Here is a 21,830-nt window from a genome sequence, read left to right as displayed (position 1 = left end):
AGATGTGTATAAGAGACAGGCCGGGGGCCGTCAGCGGGTGGCTTCGCGTCGGGCGGCTTCGCGATCGGCGGCCGCGCGGAGGACGTCGACGGCGGTCCGCGCCTGCGGGGTGTCCGCGACCGGGTCCGCGACCACCACGTACACGGACCGGACGGGAGTGGGACGGACGAGCCGCACCGGAACCGTGTTGGGCGGCAGGGAGATCGTGCCGAGCTCCGGCAGCACGGTGGGCCCGATACCCGCGTCCACGAACGCGAGCGCCGTCGGGTAGTCGTGCGCCTCCACGTGGAAGGTGGGGCTGAAGCCCGCGGCCGCACACGCCTCCAGGAGCTTGCGGCGGCACCAGCCTCGGGCGAAGTCGTTGTCGATCCATGGTTCGTCGGCGAGCTCCGCGAGCTCGATCTCCTCCTTGCCGGCGAACCGGTGCCCTCGCGGGACGACGGCGACGTAGGAGTCGTCGAGCAGGTGGTGCGCCGTGAAGCCGGTGGTGGCCGTGTACTCCGGCATCATCACGACCAGCTGAAGGTCCGGGCGGGTCTCGGGGCGGTCGGGGACGTCGTCGCGCAGCTCGAGGTCGAGGCGCAGGCCCGGGAAGTCGGCGGTGAGCCGGCGCACGACGTCCGGCAGCCAGGAGGCACCGACCGAGGCGAAGTAGGCGATGCTGAACGTTCCGGTGCGGCCCTCGCGAAGATCCGAGACCAGGGTCTCGGCCACGCCGAGGCGTTCGAGGACGCCGTCCGCCTCGTTCGCCAGCGCGAGCCCGGCGGCCGTGGGCCGCAGCCCGCGACCGGCCTTGACCAGGAGCGTCAGGCCGGTTTCGCGTTGCAGCGCGGTGAGGTGCTGACTGACGGCCGACGACGTGTAGCCGAGGTTGGCGGCGGCCGCGGCGACCGAACCGCTGGCCACCACGGAGCGGAACACCCGGAGCCGGTGAACGTCGAGCATGGATCCATGCTACAGCGAGACTGAAGAGTTACATAGAAAGAATCGCTTGTGCTTGATGGTTGGCGCGGGTGAGGATCGTGCCATGACGACCGCCGATGCCCTGTCCGAAAACCGCCGGACACGCTCCGGGGACGTGAGTGATCCTCACGGCATGGACACCGCCACCACCCCGGAGCTCGGAGCCCCAGCGCCCGGCGCGCCCCGCATACCCGCCGCACCCGAGCAACGCTCCGGCCGCCTCGTCCCGCTGGCGGCCGCCGTGACCGTCGTGCTGTGGGCCTCGGCGTTCATCGGGATCCGGGCCGCCGGACACGACTACTCCCCCGGCGCGCTCACGCTCGGGCGGATCGCGGTGGGGACGCTCGCGCTCACCGTGCTGGCGGGCATGGCCGGAAAGCTGCGGCTCCCTCGCGGCCGCGTCCTCGGAGGCGTGATCGTGTGGGGCGTGCTGTGGTTCGGCGTCTACAACATCACGCTGAACGCCGCCGAGCGCACGCTCGATGCCGGCACCGCCGCACTCCTGGTGCAGCTCGCGCCGATCCTCACCGCCGTGGTGGCCGGTCTGGCGCTCGGCGAGGGTTTCCCGGCACGGCTGCTGACCGGGATCGGCATCGCCTTCACCGGCGTGGCCGTGATCGCGTGGGCGTCGTCGTCGGGCACCTCCGATCTCGGGGCCGTGCTGCTCGGCCTGGCCGCCGCCGTGCTGTACTCGACGGGCGCCGTCCTGCAGAAGCGGATGCTGCCGCGGATCGACGCCCTGACGATGACGTGGCTGGGCTGCCTCGCCGGCACCGTGGCGACGCTGCCGTTCGCGGGGACCCTGGTGGCCGAGTTGGCCGCGGCACCGGCGTCGGCCACGCTGGGAGTGATCTACCTCGGCGTCGCCCCGACCGCGATCGCGTTCGCCACCTGGGGATACGCACTGTCGCACACGACAGCGGGCCGGCTGTCGGCGACCACCTACGCGGTGCCGCCGATCGCGGTGCTGCTCTCCTGGTGGCTGCTCGGTGAGATCCCCGCGCCGATCACCCTGGCGGGTGGCCTGCTGTGCCTGGGCGGTGTCGTGCTGGCGACGCTCCGCCCGCGCGGCGCGCGCTGACCGCGGCATCGGGCCATCCCCTAAAGAAGTCAGACGCCTGACCCCATGGTTTGTCCAAGCCCATGAACGTGGGGAACCCTTGGGTCCATGACGACGGATTCACCCGACACCGCAGCTCCGCAGGCGGCCCGGCGGCACTCCACCGACGCCCTCAAGCGCCCGGTCAAGGGACACACCTCGAGCGACGGAGCGTCGCCCCAGGCGTGGGACTGGCGCAGCAAGTTCCCGTCGATCGCCGACTACGGGTTCCTCTCGGACTGCGAGGCGAACGCCCTCATCGCGCCCTCGGGCGCGGTGGAGTGGATGTGCGTGCCGCGCCCCGACTCGGCCAGCATCTTCTCCGCGCTCCTGGACCGCGGCGCAGGACGCTTCCGGCTCAGCCCCTACGGGGTGCGCGTGCCGGTCGCGCGCCGGTACATCCCCGGCACCCTCATCCTCGAGACCACCTGGCAGACCTCCACCGGCTGGCTCGTCGTGCGCGACGCGATGCTGATGGGGCCCTGGCACGACGTCGACAAGCGGTCCGGGACGCACCGGCGCACCCCCACCGACAACGACGCCGAGCACATCCTGCTGCGCACGGTGAAGTGCGTGTCGGGCACGGTGGACCTTGAGGTGATGTGCGAGCCGCGGCCCAACTACGCGCGCAACGAGCCGGCCTGGTCCTACGACAACAGCGGCTACTCGAACGTCACCGCGCGCCTCGGCAAGCACAACCCCGACATCAGCCTGACGTCGGACCTGCGGTTCGGCCTGGAGGGCCGGCGGGCCATCGCCCGCACCCGGATGACCGAGGGCACCACCCACTTCGTCGCGATGTCGTGGGGATCGCAGCCCGCCCCGAAGAGCTGGACCGATGCGACCGCCGCGATGTGGCGCACGGAGCAGTACTGGCGCGACTGGATCACCCAGGGCAAGTTCCCCGACCACCCGTGGCGGATCTACCTGCAGCGTTCCGCGCTCACGCTGAAGGGGCTGACCTACTCCCCCACCGGCGCGCTCATCGCGGCGGCCACGACGTCGCTCCCGGAGACCCCGGGCGGGGAACGCAACTGGGACTACCGCTACTCGTGGATCCGGGACTCGACGTTCGCCCTGTGGGGCCTGTACACGCTCGGCCTGGACCGTGAGGCGAACGACTTCTTCGCGTTCATCCACGACGTGTGCCGCGACAACAAGCAGCTCCAGATCATGTACGGCGTGGGCGGCGAGGAGACGCTGGAGGAGGCAGAGCTCTCGCACCTGTCCGGCTACGAGGGTGCCCGCCCGGTGCGGGTCGGCAACGGCGCCTACAACCAGAAGCAGCACGACGTCTGGGGCGCCGTGCTCGACTCCGTGTACCTGCACACGCGCTCGCGCGAGCAGCTCCCGGAGTCGCTCTGGCCGATCCTCAAGCGCCAGGTCGAGGAGGCCGCGAAGCACTGGCACAAGCCGGACCGCGGTATCTGGGAGGTGCGTGGCGAGCCGCAGCACTTCACGTCCTCGAAGCTGATGTGCTGGGTCGCGATGGACCGCGGCGCGAAGCTGGCGCGGCTGTACGACGAGCACGACTACGCCGAACAGTGGCAGAAGATCGCCGACGAGATCAAGGCGGACATCCTCGCCAAGGGCGTCGACGAGCGCGGCGTGTTCACCCAGCGCTACGGCGACCCGGCGCTGGACGCGTCCCTGCTGCTCGTGCCACTGCTGCGGTTCCTGCCGCCGGACCACGAGAGCGTGCGCGCCACCGTCCTGGCCATCGCCGACGAGCTCACCGTGGACGGGCTGGTGCTGCGCTACCGCATCGACGAGACCGACGACGGCCTCGCGGGTGAGGAGGGCACCTTCACGATCTGCTCGTTCTGGCTGGTGTCCGCGCTGGTGGAGATCGGGGAGCTGGAGCGGGCCAAGGCGCTGTGCGAGCGGCTGCTGTCGTTCGCCTCCTCGCTGAACCTGTACGCCGAGGAGATCGACCCGACCAGCGGCCGGCACCTGGGGAACTTCCCGCAGGCGTTCACCCACCTGGCGCTCATCAACGCGGTGATGCATGTCATCCGCGCCGAGCAGGGCGAGCACCAGAACCACTACTTCGGCGACCTCGACGAGAGCTGAGGGGCGGCCGGCCGCGACGGCCGTGCACGGGGCGGGTCGGCGGCTGAGTTCGGCGGGCGGCGAGCGGGTCAGCGGCTGAGCTCACCGGCCGGGCGCGGAGCCGTGTTCGACGGCCAGGCGGGCGGTCGGGCAGGCAGCCGAGTTCGGCGGTGGGACGACGACGGCCCGGGCTCCTTCAGGAAAGACGACGGCCCGGGCTCCTTCAGGAAAGGAGCCCGGGCCGTCGGCCGGTGACGATCGGCCGGTGATCGGTCCCTGCCGGTGAGACGCCCCCGGCCGGTGACCGGTCACCGGCCGGGGGCGTCTCACCGGCGGATGACGTCACCCGCCGCTCACGATCAGTCGCTGCTCACGATCAGTCGCTGCTCGCGAAGATCGCGGCCAGACGCAGGAACTCCAGGTACAGCCAGATGAGGGTGACGAGGAGCCCGAACGCCGCGGCCCACGCCATCTTGGCCGGCGCTCCGGCCTCGACGCCGCGCTTGATCGAGTCGAAGTCGACGATCAGGGAGGCCGCCGCGAGGCCGATCGCGATCAGGCCGATGACGATGCCGATCGGACCGCTGCGCAGGCCCCAGCCGTCGAGCACACCGAACGCCACCAGGACGAAGTTGATCAGCGCGAACGCGACGTAGCCGATCATCGCGATCATCAGCCAGCGCGTGAACTTCGCGGTGACGCGCACCTTCCCGCTCCGGAACAGGAGCAGCGCGCCGACGAACGTCACGAGGGTACCGATCACCGCCTGGGTGATCGCGCCCTCGGCGAAGCCGTTGTAGACGTACGAGATGCCGCCCACGAACATGCCCTGGAACACCGTGTAGGCGATGATGAGGAACGGCGACGGGTTCCTCTTGAAGGCGTTGACCAGGCCGAGGATCAGACCACCGATGAGGCCGATCCACATGAGGCCGGGCGCGAGAACGAAGGTCGCCGCGGCGACCACGACCAGCAGCGCCAGCAGCCCACCGGTCTTGACGATCACGTCGTCGTAGGTGAGTCGCTTGGTGTCGGCCGTGGTGGCCGACGGCGCGTCGTACATCGCGCCGAGCTGGGAGGCGTCCATCGACGCCGGGCCTGCCGTGCCGTACTGCGAGTAGGGGTTCGGGGCGGTGGCCGTACCACCGCGGGCGCCTCGCGGCGCCCCTGTGCGGCGTGGTTCGCCGAACACGTCGCTGTTCGAAAAGACGGGGTTGCTCATGTGCTCCTCCTGGTTGGCACCCATGCTAATGAACGTCAACGACACCGTGACAGTTCCCGGACGGTCCGGCCATGTGGTCTAGTCCTCAGGGATGACACCGATCATCCTGCGGGTTGATTCCCGGCGAATCAGGGATGATTCAGGGATACTTTCGATGACGGGTGCCGACAGGCCGCCCTAGTGTCGTGCGTACCTGGCGTCGTCGGACCCGACGACCCGACGCCCCGCACCCGGAGAGCGACAACCGCCACCATGACTCACCCCCGCAGGAGCGCATCATGATCGAGGCCCACGGTCTCGCCAAGAGATACGGCTCCAAAACCGCCGTCGACCACGTCACCTTCACCGTCCAGCCCGGCCGCGTCACCGGCTTCCTGGGCCCCAACGGGGCCGGGAAGTCCACCACGATGCGCATGATCATGGGCCTGGACAAGCCCACCGCCGGAACCGTCACCGTGAACGGCCGGCCGTACGCGAAGCTCGCACGCCCGCTGGCCGAGGTCGGCGCGCTGCTGGAGGCCAAGGCCGTGCACTCCGGCCGCTCGGCGTTCAACCATCTGCGTGCGCTGGCAGCGACGCACGCCATCCCCACCCAGCGCGTGCTCGACGTCATCGAGCTCACCGGCCTCGAGTCCGTCGCGAAGAAGCGTGTGGGCGGGTTCTCGCTCGGCATGGGACAGCGTCTCGGCATCGCGGCCGCGCTGCTGGGCGACCCCCAGACGCTCATCCTTGACGAACCGGTCAACGGCCTCGACCCCGAGGGCGTCATCTGGGTCCGCAACCTCGCCAAGCACCTCGCGTCCGAGGGCCGCACCGTCTTCCTGTCCAGCCACCTGATGAGCGAGGTTGCGCTCACGGCGGACCACGTCATCGTGATCGGCCGGGGACGCATCCTGGCCGACACGTCGGTCGAGGACCTCATCGCCGCCTCCGAGCGCAAGCACGTGCGCGTGCGCTCGCCGCAGGCCGGCGACCTGGCCGCGCTCCTGAAGGAGAAGGACGCGCAGGTCACCGCTCCGGAAGCGGACGTCCTGGAGGTCACGGGACCCGACGCGGCATCGGTGGGCGAGCTCGCCGCCGCGGGCCGGATCGTGCTGCACGAGCTCACCCCCATCCAATCGACGCTGGAAGAGGCGTACATGTCCCTCACCGCCGATGCGGTGGAGTACCGCTCGGAGAACCTGTCCGACGACGCGGGAGCCGAGCCGGCGGATCTCGCCGCGGCAGCGGTCGGCGCGCACCTCACCGACCCGTCGACGACGGCGCCCGCCGCGGGGCGGCCCGCCACCGGCACGGCTCCCGCGACCTCCTCGCAGGAGGTGAGCGACCGATGAGCACCACGACCCTCGACGCACCGGCCGGCCGGAAGCCGTCGCCCGGCGTGACGGTGAAGAAGGTGTCCTTCGGACGCCTGCTGCGCTCGGAGTGGATCAAGCTCTGGTCGCTGCGCTCCACCTGGTGGACGCTGGGTTCGACCGTGGTGGTCCTCGTCGGGACGGCACTGATGATCGCTGCCGCCGCGGTGTTCGTCGCCGGCCAGGACGCGGACGGCGGGGGCGGGGAAGCAGGCCAGCTCTTCCCTGCCAGCATGGTGGTCACCGTCGGCTATCAGTTCGGGGCGCTCGTGGTCGCGGTCCTGGGCTCCATGGTCATCACCGGCGAGTACTCGACCGGCATGATCCGGTCCACCTTCACCGTCGCGCCTCATCGGCTGGGCGCGTACACGGCCAAGGCGACCGTCCTCGCGGCCGTGACAGCAGTACTGGTGGCGGTGGCCGTCGGTCTGTCCTGGCTGACGACCTACCCGCTCCTGAAGCCCCACGGAATCACGGTCGACTGGTCCGACGCGGACCAGCTCCGGCCGCTCTACGGCGTCGTCCTGTACGTGGTGCTCGTGGCACTCTTCGCGATCGGCATCGGAACGCTGATCCGGCACACCGCCGGAGCGATCTTCACGATGGTCGCGGTCTTCCTGGTCATTCCCCTCCCGTTCGGCATCGCGAGCCAGTTCCCGGGCGCTCCTGCGTGGGTGGTCGAGATCAACAAGTTCCTCCCCAGCGTTGCCGGGTCCGCAATCACAGGTTCGGGTGGCGACTCGGTCGCGGCCGGCGGCCCCGAGATCCTGGAACCGTGGGTCGGCATGGGGGTCCTCGCGGCGTACACCGCGGCGCTGCTGATCGCCGGCGGCATCTCCCTCAAGACACGCGACGCCTGACCCCACGACGACGGCGGGGCGCGGCCCGGGAGTCCGGGCCGCGCCCCGCAGTCGTTCTGGCCTGGCGGCCGGCCTGGTCACGGTGACCGGGCCGCCCGCCTCGCTCACGGCTACCGGAGAGCGGAGGCCGCCAGGTCGGCGGCGGCCTGCGTCTGGCGGGCCCTGATCTCCTCCCTCGCGGCACGACGGCGGCGGCGCGCTTCCCGCTTCTCCGCGCGGCGGAGCTTGCCACGCTCGATGAGCGAGTAGAGCACCGGCACGATGAACAGCGTGAGCAGCGTGGATGAGACGAGCCCGCCGATCACCACGAGCGCCAGCGGCTGCGCGATGAAGGCACCACCACCGGTGACCCCGAGCGCCATCGGCGTCAGCGCGAACACCGTGGCCAGAGCCGTCATCACGATGGGCCGCAGGCGCTGGCGGGCACCCTCGCGCACCGCCTCCTCGAGGTCGCTGCCGCGCGAGCGGTACTGGTTGATCAGGTCGATGAGCACGATCGCGTTCGAGACCACGATCCCGACCAGCAGCAGCACGCCGATCAGTGCCGGCACGCCCAGCGGGGTGTTGCTGATCAGGAGGGCGCCCAGCGCGCCGGTCGCCGCGAACGGCACCGACACCAGCAGGATCAGCGGCTGCACCAGCGACCCGAACGTCGCCACCATCACGACGTACACGATGAAGATGGCGGCGATCAGCGCGAGGCCGAGATCGCTGAAGGCGTCGGCCTGCTCCGCGGCGGCGCCACCCACCACGACGGTCGCCCCGGCAGGCAGGGTCACGTCGGCGATCCGCGTGTTGAGCGCCGCCGTCAGGGCCCCGAGGTCTTCCTCGGCGGGCGTCACCGACACGGTGGCGGTGCGCTCCCCGTCGGTGCGGGTGATGGTGGTCGGCACGTCCTCGACCACCACGTCCGCCAGCTGCGTGAGCTTGACCGTGCCCGTCGCCGTCGGGATCTTCAGGTCCTCGAGTTCCGCCCGGGTCGCGGGTGCCTCACCCGTCGAGACGACCACGTCGAGGGAGCGCTCGTCGATGTCCACGGTGCCGAGCGTCTGCTCCGGCGACATCGCCGCCGCCACGATCCCGGACACCGCCGACTCGCTCAGCCCGGCCTCCGCCGCCTTCTCACGGTCGACGTCCACCTGCACGATCTGCTGGGCGGCGGCCAGGTTGTTCGAGACCTCCGCGGCCCCCTCGACGTCGGCAACCGCGTCCTCCACCTCGGTGGCCGCCTCCGCCAGCGTCTCGGAGTCGAGAGCGCTCACGACGAGGTCCACGGTGGATCCGCCGAAGCCGCTGTCCTGGGAGGACACCGTCACGTCGGTGGTCACGCCCGTGGCGAGCGGTTCGACGGCGTCGCGCACCTCGTCCGCGACGGCCGTGCCGTCCACGTCGTCGGCCAGGGTGACGGAGTACGTGGCCGAGTCACCGCCGCCGCCCATGAAGGCGACCTGCTCGGCCTCGCCCGTGCCCACGGTGGACTGCACGGTCTCGACGCCGTCGACCTCGCCCAGCACCTTCTCGGTCTCCTGAGCGGCCTCGTCCTGCGCCTCGAACGACGTACCGGGCTCGAAGGCCTGGGTCACCGTCAGCGTGTTCTGGCCGCTGTCACCGATGAAGTTGGTCTGCAGGCGCGGCACCAGGGCCAGCGTCCCGCCGAGCACCACCACGGCGATGAACAGGCTGACGACCGGGTGGCGTAGCGCGGCACCCAGGCTGGGCACGTACGCCCGCTGCCACAGGCCCCGGCGCTCCTTGGCCTCGGCGGCCTCACGCTCGGCGGCTCGTGCCGTCTCCCGCTCCTCCTCCGTCTCGCCCGGCACCTGCGGCGCCTTGACGAACCAGTACGCCAGCACAGGCACGATCGTGAGCGCCACGATCAGGGAGGCGCCCATCGCGATGGCCACGGTCAGCGCGAACGGGCGGAACAGCTCACCGGTCATCCCGCCCACCAGGGCGATCGGCGCGAACACGGCCACCGTGGAGATGGTCGAGGCGGCGATCGCGCCGCCCACCTCTCGCACGGCCCCGATGATCGCCGGCAGCTTCTCCTCGCCGTAGGACAGGTGTCTCTTGATGTTCTCGATGACCACGATCGCGTCGTCGACGACACGTCCGATGGAGATCGTCAGCGCGCCGAGGGTCAGGATGTTGAGGGTGTAGCCGGTGATGTTCATGATGATGAACGTCGCGGCCAGGGACAGCGGGATCGAGATCGCCGAGACCAGCGTGGACCGCAGCGACGCGAGGAAGACCAGGATCACGAGCACCGCGAACAGCAGGCCGAGCCCGCCCTCGGTGGACAGGCCCTGGATGGACTCCTCGATGAACGGCGCCTGGTCGAAGACGACGCCGACGGTGACGTTCCGCGCGTCGAGCGTGTCCGAGAGGTCGTCGAGCGTGTCCTGGACCGCGTGCGACACCTCCACGGTGTTGCCGTCGGGCTTCTTGGTGATCGCGATGCCGAGCGAGGGCTCGCCGTCGAGCCGCGACGCGGACGTGACGGGGACGGGCTCGCGCTCCACCGTGGCGACGTCGCCGAGGGCGACGGGCTCGATCGCCGTCGCGGCGGCGCCCGCCGACGCTCCGGTGCCCGACGACGGGTCCTGGGCTACCGCACCCCCAGCGGCGGAAGCACCCGTGGGCGCACCCGCGGCAGCGCCGGCACCGGCGGCACCGGCCGCGGCACCCGCGCCCGCCGCGGCGCCGGCCTGGCTTCCCCCGGCGGCCGGGATCAGCGGCAGCTCCCGGAGTGCCTTGACGTCCTGGAGGTCCGTGCCGAGTTCGACGGACCAGGTCCGGTCGCCCTCGGTGAGGGTGCCGCCGGGCATGACGACGCCGTTGTCCTGGAGGAGGGTGGAGAGCTGGTCGACGGTGAGCCCGGCGTCGGCGAGCTCGTCCTCGTCCGGCGTGACGACGATCCGGTCCTCCTGGATGCCGCTGACGTCGACGCTGCGCACGTCGGCCAGCTTCTCCAGCTCCGGGACGATCGCCGTCTCGACGGTGTCGGCCAGGGCGTCGTTCGACTCGTCGCCCGCGACGGCGAGCTGCACGACGGGCAGGTCGTCGAAGGATCCGGCGATCACCTGCGGGTCGACGCCGTCCGGGAGGACCTGGCCGATGCGCGTGACGGCGGCCTCGAGACGCTGGGTGACGCGTTCGATATCGGTGCCGTAGGCGAACTCGACGGTGGTGATCGACAGGCCCGTCGAGACGTCGGAGGTCACGGACTCGACACCGTCGATCGTCTCGGCGGCGGACTCGACGGGTTGGGTGACACGTTCCTCGACGACGGACGGGGACGATCCTGCGTACGGCGCGACGACGATACCCATGGGCAGCTGGAGCGAGGGGATCAGCTCTTGTTTGAGCTGACCCATGCTCAGCACGCCCAGGACCGCGACCGCGACCGTCGTCAGGGCGACGACGGCGCGATGCGCCAAGGACAGGCGGGCGAGACGGAACACGATGCCTCCACGAACGGGCGGGACTGGGGACGGCCACACGACTCCGTCGTCGTGGTGCATCCGGTCCAACGAGGGCCACGTCGACCGGAGTTCCCACTCTAAGGGCCTTTTTTGCAGTCGCTGCAACTTTGTTATCTGCCCGAGGCCGGGCGTCACGCACCTTCAGCCTAGGTCGGAACGGATCGCCAAGACTTCTTTGCAAATAGATGCTTGCAAAGAAGTCTTTGCAACTGTACGGTGGTGGCACAGCACGAGCCCGACACCTCGATCCCAGGGAGACTCGCCATGAGCACGCTCACCGTCTTCACCACCGCACACGCCGCCGGCCGGGCCCTCACAGGGAGCCGTCTCGCCGTCGCCGCCCGCCCGAGCGCACAGGCCGAGCACGACCGGGAGGCGAGCCGTGACGCCCGGCGCCGGCGGGCCGCCGAGCGCCGGGAGCGTGACGCGCTCCGGAACGAACGGCTGGAGCGGGCCAGGGACAACGCCGCGGCCCGACACCCGCTGGCTCTGCGGTGACGCCGTACTCCGCCGGTAGCTTCGTGCGGATCATCGCCCCACCCGGCGACGCGGCATCCCCCACGACGCCGGGGCAGCGCGGTGAGCACCGGGGCACCGCGGTGAGCACCGGGGCACCGCGGCGGAGCACCGGACAACCGGACAACCGGACAACGGAGCACCGGACAACGGAATGCCGGACGACGGAGTGCCTGACGATGAAGCGCCGGACGACGGCTGCCGGCCGGCGGACTGCCGGGCAGCGGAGTGCCAGCCGGCGGAGCACCGGGCAGCGGAAGCAGCGGAGGCGCGACTCACCGCGCCTCACGAAGTAACGTCTGGCCCATGACCGGAGCGAACGAGCAGAGCCGCACCACCGAAGCACCCGATTCCTCCGGCGCTCCCCCGGCACTCGGCCCCGCCGCGCTGCGTGCCCTCGCCCACCCCCTGCGGATGCGGATCCTCGACCTCCTGTCGACGCGAGGATCGCTCACGGCGAGCAAGCTCGGCGAGATCGTCGGGGAGTCGAGCGGGTCCACCAGCTACCACCTGCGCCAGCTCGCGAAGCACGGGCTCGTCCGGGAGGTCGAGGGCAAGGGCACGGCTCGCGAACGCTGGTGGGAACGGCCCCCGGGAGGCTATTCGGTCTCCTCCCTGGATCAGGACTCGCCGTCGGCGCGGGCCGCGGCCAACGCCGTGAACTACGAGGCCATACGGCTGCGCAACGACCGCTCCCTCAGGTTCGTCGAGAAGGGCGCGGCCGAGCCGGACGGCCGCTCGGACATCCGTGAGACCTGGCGGGACGCCGCCACCTTCACCACGATCAACAAGAGGGCCACGCCCGAACAGGTCGCCTCCGTGATCCGGGCGTGGAACCAGTTCATGGCCGAACACATCGACCCGCTCGAGAGCCGCCAGGACGCACCCGGCACGGTCCCCGTCGAGTTCCACTTCGACGCCTTCCCGCTCATCGACGGCCACGGCAACCCGCTCTGATCCCCCGGGCTCCGGCCCCCGTCAGCCGACCGGCCCTCATCTGCCCTCGGCAGATCTGCCGCAGGCCGAAGAACCTTCCCGCCCGGGACGGCGTCGGACACCGTGGTCAGCATGACCGACAACCGGACCATCCCCCTCGACGACCACCTCGCGACGCGCCTGCTGCACCAGCGGATCATCGTGATCGGGCAGGAGATCGACGACGCCCTGGCCAACCGCGTGACCGCACAGCTCCTGCTGCTGTCGTCCGAGGACCAGGACGCCGACATCGCCCTCTACCTCAACTCCCCCGGCGGCTCGATCACCGCCGGCATGGGGGTGTACGACACCATGCAGCTCCTGCCGAACGACGTCGCCACCGTGGCACTGGGATTCGCCGGGTCCATGGCGCAGGTCCTGCTCACCGCCGGTACCGCGGGCAAGCGGTACGCCCTGCCGCACACGCGCATCATGATGCACCAGCCCCTCGGCGGTATCGGCGGGACCGTCTCCGACATCACCACCCAGGCGGAGAACCTCAAGCACACCAAGCAGATCGTGACCCGGATCCTGGCCGACCACACCGGCCAGTCGCCCGAGACGATCGCCGCCGACTCGGATCGTGACCGCTGGTTCACCGCCGAACAGGCACAGGCCTACGGGATCGTGGACAAGGTGGTGGACCGGGTCAACGACGTACGGCCCGCCGACCACGGCCGGCGGGCCGGAATCTGATCAGGCCGCGAGCAGCAGGCCGTTCCGGGCGCCGCCCGGGCCGGGCCTGCGCTCCGGCGTGGCGAAGCCCGCCCTGCCCCGCCGGGCCCGCGAGGACAGCACCCGCACCCGGCGCTCGTCATCGGCCCGTGCCGAGGCCAGCGCCAGCTCCGCCCAGGCCTGCTCGATCAGGTCCGCCAGCGTCATCCCGAGGGCCCCGCACACGGCCGCCAGCACCTCCGACGAGGCCTCCTTGCGGCCGCGCTCCACCTCCGACAGGTACGCCGTGGACACCCGCGCCTCCACCGCCACCTGGGACAGCGTCCGGTGCTGTCTCATCCGCGTGCGCCGCAGGATGCCCCCCACGAGGTCACGCAGGAGCGGTTCCGCCGTGGTCCCGAATGCTCCCGGCGCTCCTGGTCGCTCTGCCTGCTGCGTCACGATGGTTACCGCCCTCCCCGTCGACTGCCACCACGGTAGCCCGGGACACCGACACGCCACCAGAATCGGCGGCGTTCCGGGCGCCGCCATACGCCACGGGCGTAACGCCGGCTGGACCAGGGGCCCTACGTCGACTGCCTCACGAAGTATCGGTCCAGGTCATCAAGCAGTTCGGCATCCTCGCCCGTGGCCGGCACGTGCATGTCCCGCCGCGTCCGCCTCGCCTGCCGCCAGTACTCCTCCGCCGTGGCCGGGTCCTCCAGCAGGATCGCGGCCCGCGCCAGGGTCTCGCAGGCACTGGCGACCGTGGGCCAGTCCCCCAGGTCCGTCGCCGCGGCGCGCGCGGCCCGGGAGTCCTCGGCCGCCTCGTCGGTGCGGCCACGCGCGAGCGCCAGCCGCGCCCGTTCGAGCCGCACGCGGACCTCCCCCTCGATCCACCCGACGCGGAGGTTCCACCGCAGCCATCGCTCCAGCCTGGCCGATGCCCGCAGGTAGTCCCCGCGCCGGCGTTCCACGGTTGCCAGACCGAGCTCGCACACCTGCTGCTGGGCCGGGGTGTCCTGCCGAACCGCCAGGTGCAGCGCCTCCTGGAACAAGGATTCCGCCTCGTCCGTCCGGCCCTCTCGCAGGGCCAGCTGGCCGAGCTCGCACATCAGGTGGCTGACCTTGGGCCAGAGTCCCAGGTGGGTGGCCACCGCCATGGACCGGCGGTGGAGCCGCTCGGCTGCCTCCAGGTCGCCGGAGATCGTGCTCAGCGCGGCGAGGCAGTCGGAGGCATGGATGACACCCCACTGGTCTCCCAGGTCGAGGAATCCCGCGACGCTCCGTTCGGCGTCGTCCCGTGCCTCGTCGAAGGCGCCGCGGCGCAGGTGGGCCAACGCCCGCGTGCTCAGCACCGCGGCCTCGCCCCACCGGTAGTCCAGCCGCCGGCACGTCGCCAGGGTCCGCTCCACCAGGTCGACATCGCTCCGTCCGGCCGGCAGCACGACGGCGAGGAGTCCCCGGGCACGCAGCAGCCCCAGCTCGGACCGGTCGCCGGGCCACCGGTCGAGGCGGAGCGCGCCGACGTCGCAGGCGATCCCGCGCAGCCGCTGCATCGCCGCCTCCCAGGTGGCCGCCTCCAGCGCGAGCTCCGGCCCGTCGCGGCCGGGGACGTCCTCGCTCACGTCCAGGGCGCGGCGCAGCCAGTCGGAGCCTTCGTCGAGCCGCCCCCGCTGCACCCAGTACCAGGCCATGCCCACGGCGATCCGGAGGCCCAGCGCGGGCTCGCCGCCGGTCACGGCCCATGCGAGGCTCTGGCGGATGTTGGCGGCGTCGAGGTCCAGCCGCCGGAACGCGTCCTCCTGCCCCGCGCCCCGCAGCTGCTCGTCCGTGCGCCGCACCTGCTCGGCGTAGAAGAGGGCCAGGGAACGCCGGGCGTCGGCGAGGTCCTTGGGCGCGAGCTTCTCGCGGCAGAACTGCCGCACCGGCTCCAGCACCACGTAGCGTCGCTGCGGGCCGGACACCGACACGGCCACGAGGGACCTGCTGACCAGCCGGGAGATCACGTTGACGACCTCGTCGCCGGCGGGGTCGACGACGCGGCAGCACGCCAGACCGGCGGCCGCCTCCCAGCTCCCGGCCTGCGTGGCGAGCCGGGCCAGGACCTCCTGCTCGCGCTCGGTGAGCATCCGCCAGCTCCACTCGATCGCGGCCCACATGCTCCGCTGCCGTTCCGGCAGGTGACTGAGCTCGACCCGGAGCAGCCACATCTCGTCGTCGAGCCAGCGGACCAGCTCCTCCGCGGCGACGGACCGCAGCCGCGGGGCCACGAGCTCGATCGCCAGGGGGATCCCGTCGAGCCGTCGGCAGATCTCCAGGAGCGCCTCCGGGGCCGTCGAACGGGGGTCGAAGGCGGGGTCGCTGTCCTGCGCACGGTCCACCAGGAGCCGGACGGCGGGCCATGCCAGCAGGTCGTCCTCCGCGGCGTCGGGCATGGCCAACGGGTCCACCGGACGGACCAGTTCACCGGACACGCCGAGCGGCTCCCGGCTGGTGGCGAGGATGCGGACCTGCGGGGTGTGCTCGACCAGCACCTGCGCGAGCTGGGCGCACGCGTCCCGGACCTGCTCGCAGTTGTCCAGCACCAGGAGCAGGTGGGAGTCGAACAGGGCGCCCGCGAGCCATTCGAGCGGCGGCGCACCGCGTTGCGGCTCGCCCAGTCCGAGAAGGCCTGCCAGGTGTCCGGTGATCCGCCGCACGGGGTCGCCGTCCGCGCCGTCGATGTGCGAGAGGTCCGCGAGCCACACCCCGTCCGGGTGGTCGCGCACCGCCCTCCCGGACGCCTCCACCGCCAGCCGCGTCTTTCCCACACCTCCCGGGCCGGTGAGCGTGACCAGGCGCCGGGCGCGCATCCCCGCGTGCACCCGGGACGCGTCCGCGTCCCGTCCCACCAGGGCGGTCATGTGTCGTGGCAGGTTGGTCCGGGCGGCCTGCCGCAGTGCCGGCCCGCGCTGCTGCCGGCCCGCGCCGACGCCGGCGTCCTGGCGCAGGATCGCCTCGTGCGTCCGGGTCATCTCGGCGCCCGGTTCGAGCCCGAGCTCGTCGCGGAGCCGCCCCGCCTGACGCCGGAACAGCTCCAGGGCCTCGGACTGCCTGCCGCACACGTGGAGCGCACCCATCAGCGAGACCGTGAGCCGCTCCCGCTCCGGATACCGGCTCACCAGCGCGGGGGCCTCGGCCACCACCCGCTGCGGCGTGCCGGCCGCCAGCCAGGCGTCCAGCAGCTCCTCGGTGCCCTGCAGGCGCTGTGACTCCAGGCGCAGGATCAGCGCGTCGTACCCGCTTCCGGCCCAGCGGTACCGGTGCTCGTAGGAGCCGTCCCACAGCGCGAGCACGTCCTCGAGCGCGCGTGCGCGCGCGGCGGCGTCGTTCAGTGCGTAGGCGCTCTCCAGGCCCTCGTCGAACCGGTCCAGATCGACGGTTCCCGGCTCGGGATCCAGCACGTAGCCGCCGTGGTCCCCGACGACGAGGTCACCCGCTCCGGGTTCCGCCTGGGACAACGCCTTGCGCAGCTGTGACACCTTGCTCTGCAGCACGCGCAGGGGTCGCTGCGGCTCGTCCGCCTGCCACAGCTCCTGCACCAGGTCGGGTGCCGAGACCCGACGGCGCCGCGCGGACAGCAGTGCGACGAGCAACGCCCTGACCTTGGTTCCCGGGACGGCGACCTCGACGCCGGCGGCCGTGGTCACGCGCAGGGCGCCAAGCAGGTGGAAGTTCACCAGCCACCTCCGGACCGGACCGATCGAAGGCTCCGTCGTCCGAAACCATTCCGTAACAGACCCTCCGCAGCCTAGTGCACGTACCACCCGTTCGTTCTTCGAAGGAGTCCCGCATGGGCCGCAATCCCCGTCCCCGGATGGAGATCCCCCCGGAACTCGCAGCCGGCCGGCGTGAATGGCTGGGGCTGCTGGTCCTGGGCCTCGCCAACCTGGTGCTCTCGCTCGACCTCAGCATCCTCTACCTGGCACTTCCCACGATCTCGGCCAGCCTCGGCGCGAGCCAGGTCGAGGCCTTGTGGATGATCGACATCTACGGGTTCGTGATCGCGGGGCTGCTCATCACGATGGGCTCGCTCGGTGACCGGATCGGGCGGCGCAAGCTGCTCATGATCGGCGCGGTGATCTTCGCCGTCGGATCCGTGGCCGCCGCCATGTCCACCTCCGTCGCCATGCTGATCGGCGCCCGCGCCGCCATGGGTGTCGGAGCGGCGACGGTGATGCCCTCCGGCATGGCCATCATCGCCACGATGTTCCGGCACCCGGCCCAGCGCGGGATGGCGATCTCCACCTGGATGAGCACGTTCATGCTCGGCATGATCATCGGCCCGCCGCTCGGTGGCCTGCTCCTGAGGCTCTTCCCCTGGGGCTCGGTGTTCCTGCTCGGGGTCCCGGTCGCGGTCCTGCTCCTGGTGGTCGGTCCGCGGCTGCTGCCCGAGCAGCGCACTCCCGGATCGCGGGCCATGGACGTGCCCAGCGTCCTCCTCGCCCTGACCTCGGTCCTGGCCATCGCCTTCTCGGTGAAGGAGCTCGCGGCGAACGGCACCGACGGCACCCGGATCGCCATCGGGGTGACCGGTGTCGCCCTCGCGGGGCTCTTCGTCCTGCGCCAGCGGCGGCTCGAGCAGCCGATCATCGACCTGAAGCTGTTCGCCATCCCCGCCTTCGTCCTCTCCCTCTTCCTGGGCCTCATGGGCGGTGCCGTGCAGGGCGGCAGCTCGTACCTGATCAACGTGTTCGTGCAGCTCGTGCACGACCGGACGCCCCTGCAGGCCAGCCTGGTGCTGCTGCCGGCACTGGCGGCGATGATCGTCGGGCTCATGCTCGGTCCCGGCATCGCCAGCCGCGTACCGCCCGGCCGGGTCATCGCTTTCGGGCTGCCCATCGCCGCCGTCGGCTACGTCGTCATCACCCAGATCGGGCCGGACACCGGCCTTCCCGTGCTCGTGGCCGGGTACGCGACCGTCCTGTTCGGCGTCGGGATCCCCATGGGGCTCGGCACCGCGATCGGTCTGGGGGCCGTGGGGCCGCAGCGGGCGGCCGCCGCCTCCTCCCTCACGCAGACGGCCAACGAGCTCGGCGTCGCCTTCGGCATCGCCGGCCTGGGGAGCATCGGCCACCTCGTCTACCGCACGCAGCTCGCCGCGCAGGCGCCCCCGGGTGTCCCGGACGACGCGCTGGCCGGCGCCCAGTCCGGCATCGAGGCGGGGATCGAGACGGCGGCCGGGCTGCCGGCACCGCTGGACGAGCAGTTCCGCGCCGTCGTCGACACCGCGTTCACCGACGGCCTCAACATCGTGGCCGTCACCGCAACCGTCATCATGATCTGCCTGGCCGTCGCCGCGGGGATCATGCTGCGCAACCTCGCCCCGCTGCCGCCTCCCGGGCAGCCGCCGGCGGGTGCCGAAGCCGGGGCCGGCGCCGTCGGGCGAGGGGCCGACGACGCCGGTGCCCCCCAGGGCGGCGACTCCGTCCCGGATGCGGCCGCACTGCCGGCCGATGCGGGCAAGTAGCCGGCCCTGGCACGGCGGAGGGGGACGAGCAGGTCGCTCGTCCCCCTCCGTCTCGTCCGTTCGGCCGGCCGGCCGAGCGTCGGTCCGGGCCCGCGTCAGACCGGGCCCGCGTCAGACCGGGCCCGCGTCAGACCGGGCCCGCGTCAGTCCGAGCCGGGCTCCAGCACGACGGGAAGTGCCCGGTGCCCGTTCATGATGAACGTCGGCAGGGGCTGCAACGGTTCGTCCGTGGAGGCCAGCCGCATGCGCGGGAAGCGGTCGAACAGCCGCGACAGTCCCTCCGTGGCGACGGCACGCGCGATCCCCGCCCCGAGGCAGTAGTGAGGACCGTGCCCGAAGGACAGGTGCTCCTTGCTCTCCCGGCGGACGTCGAACTCGCACGCCGTGGCTCCGTTGAGCGCCGGATCCCGCCCCACCGCGCTGTAGTTGACCAGCAGGGCGTCGCCCTTCGGGATGACCACGCCGTCCACCTCGATGTCCTCGACCGCGTACCGCAGCGGGAGATGAGCCAGGGGCGACTCCACCCGCAGCGTCTCGTCGATGACGTCGGCCCAGGTCGCCTCGCCCGCCCGCACCGCCTCGAGCTGGTCCGGGTGGCTGAGCAGCGCCGAGATCGCGTTGTCGAAGAAGTTGATGGTCGTCTCCGAGCCCGCTCCGAGGATCGCGAAGACCGTGTCCATCAGCTCCAGCTCGGTCAACCGCGACCCGTCCTCGTCACGCGAGGCGAGCAGGTCGCTGGTGATGTCCGCGGCCGGGTTGCGGCGCTTCTCGGAGATCAGCTCCGTCATGGCGCCCCGCCAGCCCTGCAGGACGCCGGCCGCCTGCTCCGGAGTCACGGTGGTGTCGACCATCATGTCGATCACCTTGGCCGTCTCCGCCCGGGCCTCCTCCGACATGCCGATCATGTCGGCCACCAGCCGGGCCGGCAGCGGATAGGCGAACGTCTCCCGGAGGTCCACGACGGCGCCCGGCGGCGTCGCCGCGAGTCCGTCGAGCAGCTCGGTGACCAGCTCGCTGATGCGCGGGCGCATGGACTCCGTGCGCCGGCTCGTGAACGCGTTGGCCACCAGCCGGCGCAGGCGGCGATGATCGCTACCGAACGAGGTCACCATGTTGTCCATCGCGATCCAGCTGATGAGCTCCCAGTCCGGCGGGATCTTCCCGTCGCGGAAGGCCGCCCAGTGGTTGCGGGCGCTCTTGGTGACGCGACGGTCGGTGAGCACCTGCTGGATGGCGTCGTGCGAGTTCAGCGACCAGACGACGACACCGCCGGGCAGCTCCACCTGGGTGGGTCCCTGCTCACGCAGCGTGGCGGCCTCGGCGTGGATGTCGGTGCCGACCGGGTCGAGGGTGTACGGACAGGCGGTTGCGGTCATGACATTCCCATCGGGTTCGGCGCGAGGACGCGCTCGGCGATCTCGTCGGAGGCCAGCGTTCCGGGAGGGTCGACCAGCCCGGTGACGCGCATGAACGCGCGCGTCACGACCGGGTCGTGGGCCGCCGCCTCCTGCACCTGGGCGATGAAGGCGTTGGCCTCCTGGACCTCGGCGGGCAGCTCCGTCCCGAGGAAGGCGAAGTCGCCTCCGGTCGATGCCGCCCACGGGCCGTCCAGCAGCTCCGCGGCCCGGGCGAAGTACTCCTCGCCGGAGATCTCGCCCTCGCTCGCAAGCCGGCCGATCAGCTCGGACTCCAGGGCCGCGACGGTCATGCCCTGCCCGTAGACGGGGTTGAAGCTGCACATGGCGTCCCCGACGATCAGCAGGTGGGCCGGGAAGTCGCTCATCCGGTCGAAGCGGCGCCGGATGCTCTTCGGGAACCGGAACTGCACGGGATCGTCGACCGGACGCCCCGCGGCCATCACCTCGTGCACGTCGGGCACCTCCATGGAGCGCGCCCACGCCATGAAGCCGGCCTCGTCCGTGGTCGGATGATCGCCCATCACGCCCGTCAGGGAGACCAGTGAGCCTCCGTCCTGGACCCGCGAGAAGAAGGCGCCGCGCGGGAACTGCGGGCACGAGACCGGGTTGATCGACATGTCGCCCCGCAGCACCGACTCGTCGTCGAACTCGTAGTGCCGGCTGGTGTAGGACAGGTCGATCTTGACCGTCTCCTCCTCGGGACGGTCGTAGCCGGCGTCGTGCAGCCACCGGGCGACGGGTGACCCGCGTCCCAGGGCGTCCACGACGACGTCGGCCTGCACCATCGTGCACCGGTCCGTGCCACGGGGAGCCACCATGGCGCCCAGCACCGTCCGCCCGGCGTCGTCGAAGGCGAGCGACGACACCTCCTCGCCCTCGCGGAGCGTCACGTTGGGCACTGCCCGGACCCTCTCGCGGATGAGGTGCTCCAGGACCGGCCGGTCCGCCGAGACGCAGGTGAGCCCGGTGGTGGCCGGGGCCAGGCGCTTCCCGTTGAAGAACCAGCGCAGCTCGCCGAGATCCGCGGTCGGGACTCCCGCCGCCCGCGCCTCCTCGGTGAACCCGGGGAAGTAGTCCTCGAGCGACTGCTGGCCGCGGGCCAGCAGCCCGTGCACGTGGCTGCCCTGGGGCACGCCCTTGCGGACACCACGCACGCCCACGACGTCGTCCCGCTCCACGATCACGACCTCCTCGACGTGGTCGGCGAGCGCGCGGGCGGCGAGCAGGCCGGCGATGCTGCCGCCCAGGACGAGTGCCCGGCGGCTCATGGCGTGTCCCTCGGCGTGTTCTGGTAGGCGGCGAGCTGCCAGTCGCCGTCGACCCGCACCACCGTCCAGATGGCGCGTACCGCCCTGGCGTCGCTGACCTCCGACTCGCCGTGGCCGAGCACCCCGCCCTGGGTGTGCAGCACCACGACGGTGTCGCTGAGCACGGCGACGTTGAACGGCGTGCCGGTGACCTGCGTGCCGCGATAGGGGCCCTGGAACGCGCCGCTCATGAACCGGGCGATCTCACCACGCCCCTTCACGCACTGTCCCGGGAGGACCATGATCCCGTCCTCGGTGAAGATCTCGGCGAACCGCTCTCCGTCCTGGGCGGCCCACGCCGCCATGATGCGCTGGGGAACCTCCGTGACGGCGGCGATGTCCTCGGGGCTGGGTGCCGCCGTACCCGGCAGCTGATCAACCTGCATCGTGACCTCTCCTCTCGGTGGACCGA

General features: G+C 71.5%; 16 protein-coding genes. 8 read left to right on the top strand and 8 right to left on the bottom strand.

The window, feature by feature from the left end; all coding sequences use genetic code 11:
- Positions 1-30: 30 nt before the first annotated feature.
- Positions 31-945 (bottom strand): LysR substrate-binding domain-containing protein, encoded by a 915-nt coding sequence (locus HGK34_RS04965; protein WP_201845469.1) that lies wholly within the window; start codon positions 943-945, stop codon positions 31-33.
- A 151-nt stretch (positions 946-1,096) separates the two neighbouring features.
- On the opposite strand from HGK34_RS04965, the gene HGK34_RS04960 reads away from it, so the two are divergent.
- Entirely contained in the window at positions 1,097-2,044 is a 948-nt protein-coding gene (locus tag HGK34_RS04960; protein WP_201845468.1) for a DMT family transporter, read from the top strand.
- 87 nt (positions 2,045-2,131) lie between these two features.
- On the top strand, positions 2,132-4,135 hold the full coding sequence (locus HGK34_RS04955; RefSeq protein ID WP_201845467.1) for a glycoside hydrolase family 15 protein: 2,004 nt from the start codon (positions 2,132-2,134) through the stop codon (positions 4,133-4,135).
- A gap of 355 nt (positions 4,136-4,490) precedes the next feature.
- On the opposite strand, the gene HGK34_RS04950 is transcribed toward HGK34_RS04955, so the two are convergent.
- Positions 4,491-5,336: a Bax inhibitor-1/YccA family protein gene (locus HGK34_RS04950; protein WP_201845466.1), complete on the bottom strand. Its 846-nt coding sequence runs from the start codon at positions 5,334-5,336 to the stop codon at positions 4,491-4,493.
- A gap of 278 nt (positions 5,337-5,614) precedes the next feature.
- Between HGK34_RS04950 and HGK34_RS04945 the strand changes: the two genes are divergently transcribed.
- Positions 5,615-6,670, top strand: a complete 1,056-nt coding sequence (locus HGK34_RS04945) for an ABC transporter ATP-binding protein (RefSeq protein ID WP_201845465.1) — start codon at positions 5,615-5,617, stop codon at positions 6,668-6,670.
- A complete protein-coding gene (locus tag HGK34_RS04940; RefSeq protein WP_201845464.1) occupies positions 6,667-7,551 on the top strand; it encodes an ABC transporter permease subunit in 885 nt (294 codons plus the stop codon). Before HGK34_RS04945 ends, HGK34_RS04940 begins: the two co-directional genes overlap by 4 nt.
- A 110-nt stretch (positions 7,552-7,661) precedes the next feature.
- On the opposite strand, the gene HGK34_RS04935 is transcribed toward HGK34_RS04940, so the two are convergent.
- Positions 7,662-11,015, bottom strand: coding sequence for an efflux RND transporter permease subunit (locus HGK34_RS04935; protein ID WP_201845463.1), 3,354 nt, complete (start codon positions 11,013-11,015; stop codon positions 7,662-7,664).
- A 285-nt stretch (positions 11,016-11,300) separates the two neighbouring features.
- On the opposite strand from HGK34_RS04935, the gene HGK34_RS04930 reads away from it, so the two are divergent.
- The 3 genes from HGK34_RS04930 to HGK34_RS04920 all read left to right on the top strand — a co-directional run bounded on the left by HGK34_RS04930 (position 11,301) and on the right by HGK34_RS04920 (position 13,223).
- On the top strand, positions 11,301-11,534 hold the full coding sequence (locus tag HGK34_RS04930) for a hypothetical protein (RefSeq protein WP_201845462.1): 234 nt from the start codon (positions 11,301-11,303) through the stop codon (positions 11,532-11,534).
- Between the two features lie 324 nt (positions 11,535-11,858).
- The gene (locus HGK34_RS04925) at positions 11,859-12,509 is read left to right on the top strand and encodes a winged helix-turn-helix domain-containing protein (protein WP_201845461.1); all 651 of its coding nucleotides are present in this window, start codon (positions 11,859-11,861) and stop codon (positions 12,507-12,509) included.
- Positions 12,510-12,620: 111 nt separating this feature from the next.
- Positions 12,621-13,223, top strand: a complete 603-nt coding sequence (locus HGK34_RS04920) for a ClpP family protease (protein ID WP_201845460.1) — start codon at positions 12,621-12,623, stop codon at positions 13,221-13,223.
- Here HGK34_RS04920 and HGK34_RS22490 read toward each other — a convergent pair whose 3' ends face one another.
- Together HGK34_RS22490 and HGK34_RS04910 are read right to left on the bottom strand one after the other, a co-directional pair.
- On the bottom strand, positions 13,224-13,643 hold the full coding sequence (locus HGK34_RS22490) for a helix-turn-helix domain-containing protein (protein ID WP_307815767.1): 420 nt from the start codon (positions 13,641-13,643) through the stop codon (positions 13,224-13,226).
- Positions 13,644-13,768: 125 nt separating this feature from the next.
- On the bottom strand, positions 13,769-16,903 hold the full coding sequence (locus HGK34_RS04910; protein WP_201845458.1) for an AfsR/SARP family transcriptional regulator: 3,135 nt from the start codon (positions 16,901-16,903) through the stop codon (positions 13,769-13,771).
- 113 nt (positions 16,904-17,016) lie between these two features.
- On the opposite strand from HGK34_RS04910, the gene HGK34_RS04905 reads away from it, so the two are divergent.
- Positions 17,017-18,693 carry an MFS transporter gene (locus HGK34_RS04905; protein WP_201845457.1) on the top strand — a complete coding sequence of 559 codons (1,677 nt, stop codon included), beginning with the start codon at positions 17,017-17,019 and terminating at the stop codon, positions 18,691-18,693.
- A gap of 143 nt (positions 18,694-18,836) precedes the next feature.
- Here the strand turns inward: HGK34_RS04905 and HGK34_RS04900 are convergent, their stop codons facing one another.
- The 3 genes from HGK34_RS04900 to HGK34_RS04890 are packed head-to-tail and all read right to left on the bottom strand — an operon-like array spanning position 18,837 to position 21,804.
- Entirely contained in the window at positions 18,837-20,069 is a 1,233-nt protein-coding gene (locus tag HGK34_RS04900; RefSeq protein WP_201845456.1) for a cytochrome P450 family protein, read from the bottom strand.
- A complete protein-coding gene (locus HGK34_RS04895; RefSeq protein WP_201845455.1) occupies positions 20,066-21,379 on the bottom strand; it encodes an NAD(P)/FAD-dependent oxidoreductase in 1,314 nt (437 codons plus the stop codon). Before HGK34_RS04895 ends, HGK34_RS04900 begins: the two co-directional genes overlap by 4 nt.
- Positions 21,376-21,804, bottom strand: a complete 429-nt coding sequence (locus tag HGK34_RS04890; RefSeq protein WP_201845454.1) for an SgcJ/EcaC family oxidoreductase — start codon at positions 21,802-21,804, stop codon at positions 21,376-21,378. Before HGK34_RS04890 ends, HGK34_RS04895 begins: the two co-directional genes overlap by 4 nt.
- Positions 21,805-21,830 lie beyond the last annotated feature (26 nt).

This window comes from Myceligenerans indicum, from assembly GCF_016742955.1.
GTDB lineage: Bacteria > Actinomycetota > Actinomycetes > Actinomycetales > Cellulomonadaceae > Myceligenerans > Myceligenerans indicum.
This window is presented reverse-complemented; position numbering and strand designations above follow the sequence as displayed.